The following is a 2745-nucleotide window of genomic DNA, read 5'->3' as shown; positions in this document are numbered from 1 at the left end:
CTCAAGGCACCGGACGAGCACGACATTCCGCTCACTTATATTTCTTTTCCCTCTGCCAAGGATCCCAGCTTTGCGGCACGCTATCCCGGCCGCGCCACCGTGGAAATTGTCGCGCCCGGCCCGTTCGAGTGGTATGCCGACTGGGCCGACAAGCCCTGGGGCAAACGCGGTGATGATTACGAAGCCAAAAAAGAAGCGTACTCGCAGCGTCTGCTGGAAAAGCTATACGAGAAGATGCCGCAGCTGCGCGGCAAGGTGGATTACTATGAATTGTCCACACCACTCTCCACCGACTACTTCTGCCGTTACAGCACCGGTGAGATTTATGGCCTGGATCACAATCCCGAACGATTCGAACAGGACTGGCTGAAACCGAAGACACGCATCCCCGGCCTGTACCTTACCGGGCAGGACGTGATGACCTGCGGCGTGGTCGGTGCCATGGTCGGCGGCCTGCTTACCACCGTGGCGATCAGCGGCCTGAAAGGCCTGCCGCTGGCCAAGAAAATGTTTGTGGGCTAAGCCATGCATTTGCCGTTCTGGTTCAGCGTTGGCGCGCTCAGCCCCGTGGTGATACCACTGGCACTCTACACCCGCCGCACCACCGTGCGGCTCCCGGAAGCCAGTGGCGAACCCCGGGGGCAATGGGGTAAAGGCGCGCCGGCAACACGCCTGCTGGTCATCGGCGAGTCCACTGCGGCCGGTGTTGGCACCGCGCATCATCGCCAGGGGCTGGCCAGCCAGTTGGCCCTGCAGCTGCACCAGCACTCCGGGCACGCCGTCGCCTGGCACACTCTCGGGGTTAACGGCATTCGCCTGGAGGCACTGCTCGCCAACCTTGCCGATATCGCTCTGCCAGAGGTGGATGAGATTTTCATCAGTATGGGCGTCAATGACACCACCGGGCTGACCTCCCGGCGGCGCTACCGCGCAGGGCTGCTCCGCCTGGTTCAGGCACTGCGCAAGCAGCACCCCGCTATTCGGGTCACCCTGCTGGCCGTGCCCCCCATGCACCGCTTTACCGCCCTGCCCATCCCGTTAAGACAACTGCTCGGGTGGCGCGCCAGGCAACTGGACCAGCAACACCGCCATGTGGTCGCCGACGATAACACCCTGCTCTATCTCGGCTACCCCGCCCTGCAAGATCCCACCCTGCTCGCCGAAGACGGCTACCACCCCAGCGCCAGCGGTTACCGCGCCATGGCTGGCGCCCTGGTGGAACAGCTCCTCAGTGACCAGGGAACGCGCCCCCCATCACAAATGTCATGACCTGCCCACCGCCGCGACGGCAAATTACGTAAGCTTTTCGTCGGGGAAAGCCACACCTTCACATTATCAAAAATCCATTACACCGCTTGCTACAAGGGATTGACTATGAACGCATGGAGCCATGCGGCTGGCTGCGTATTGCTGATTGCCAGCACCGCCATCCACGCCAATACCACCGAACATACCCAACAAGAAGAGCCGAAAACCCTGACCGAAGCAGAGATGCTTCAGCAGTACCAGGAATATGTGGAACACCTCTGGCAAGGCATGAGCCCTCAACAGGGGCGCATAACCCTGGACGGTGCCGGCGCCGTACTGGAGGTGCCAGACGATTTTTACTATCTGGACAGCGAAGACGCCCGGGTTGTGCTTGAGGACATGTGGGGCAATCCACCAGACCAGAACACACTGGGCATGCTTTTTCCTGCCAACTACCAGCCCTTTGATGAACAGGCGTGGGGCGTGGATATCGCCTACGTGGAAGAAGGGCATGTTGACGACGAGGATGCTTCCAGCATCGATTACAGCGACCTGCTTAGCGACATGCAGGATTCCCTCGAAGAGGAAAATAAATACCGCCAGGAACAGGACTACCCCACTATCAAACTGGTGGGCTGGGCAGAGCAACCACACTACGACGAACAGCAACATCAATTGTACTGGGCCAAGCAATTGCGCTTTGAAGACACGGAGGGGGACACCCTGAACTACAATATCCGCAAGCTGGGCCGTGAAGGCTTTCTGCAGATGAACTTCATTGCCGGCATGCAATCTCTGCCAGAAATCAATCAGCGGCTGGACCAGGTATTGGCCATGTCATCGTTCACCGACGGCAACCGCTATGCAGATTTCAACCCGGATACCGATCACATGGCCGCCTACGGTATTGGCGGACTGATCGCCGGCAAAGTGCTGGCCAAAACCGGCTTCTTCGCAGTCGCCCTGCTATTGCTGAAAAAATTCTGGTTCGTGATTATTGCCGGTGTTCTGGCCGCTGGAAAAACACTGTTCAGAAAGAAGTAATACTGCCTGCGATCAAACTGCATCGGTCGGATCGTCCACAGCGATGATCCGACCTCGCAGTCCCGCCTCCATTGCTGCCTACCGAACGACTACTGGAACAGCATCCCGAAACCGAAACGCCACAGGCCTTGATCCACCGTGCCCGCGCTGCGGTCCACGTCCAGCCATTGCTGGCTGTAGCCACCACGCATGAAGAACTGATCGTTCACATCCAGACGCACACCAGCGCCCACTTCATAACTGAATACCGTATCGTTCAGAGTCGGCGTATCCAGCCCGCAGTAATAGCCCCACCACGGATCCCACCAGCACACCGGCGTCGACGGCCCAGTGGGCACATTGGTATCCAGGTAAGTGGCCCCCATCGCACCATGCACATAGGGCGTTAGCGCCTTGCGGAAAAAGTGGTAAGTGCCGTTCACGTTCATGGTGGTCATTTCCAGGTCGCCACGG

3 protein-coding genes and 1 pseudogene are annotated in these 2745 nt (G+C 59.0%); 3 read left to right on the top strand and 1 reads right to left on the bottom strand.

Going from position 1 to position 2745, the window contains the following annotated elements; all coding sequences use genetic code 11:
- The 3 genes and pseudogenes from A3730_RS31745 to A3730_RS15615 all read left to right on the top strand — a co-directional run.
- Positions 1-522: pseudogene (locus tag A3730_RS31745) on the top strand (FAD-dependent oxidoreductase); the annotation flags it as partial.
- Between the two features lie 3 nt (positions 523-525).
- Complete coding sequence (locus A3730_RS15620) at positions 526-1269, top strand: SGNH/GDSL hydrolase family protein (protein ID WP_063538405.1); 744 nt, start codon at positions 526-528, stop codon at positions 1267-1269.
- Between the two features lie 105 nt (positions 1270-1374).
- The gene (locus A3730_RS15615; protein ID WP_063519937.1) at positions 1375-2292 is read left to right on the top strand and encodes a DUF2167 domain-containing protein; all 918 of its coding nucleotides are present in this window, start codon (positions 1375-1377) and stop codon (positions 2290-2292) included.
- 89 nt (positions 2293-2381) lie between these two features.
- Here the strand turns inward: A3730_RS15615 and A3730_RS15610 are convergent.
- On the bottom strand, positions 2382-2745 hold a 364-nt coding region (locus tag A3730_RS15610), incomplete at its 5' end, for an outer membrane protein (protein WP_156501223.1).

This window comes from Alcanivorax sp. HI0044, assembly GCF_001634945.1.
This window is presented reverse-complemented; position numbering and strand designations above follow the sequence as displayed.

Bases quoted from the DNA above. Each gene is read 5' to 3' on its own strand.
- A3730_RS15620 (WP_063538405.1), top strand. From the start codon at position 526: ATGCATTTGCCGTTCTGGTTCAGCGTTGGCGCGCTCAGCCCCGTGGTG.
- A3730_RS15615 (WP_063519937.1), top strand. From the start codon at position 1,375: ATGAACGCATGGAGCCATGCGGCTGGCTGCGTATTGCTGATTGCCAGC.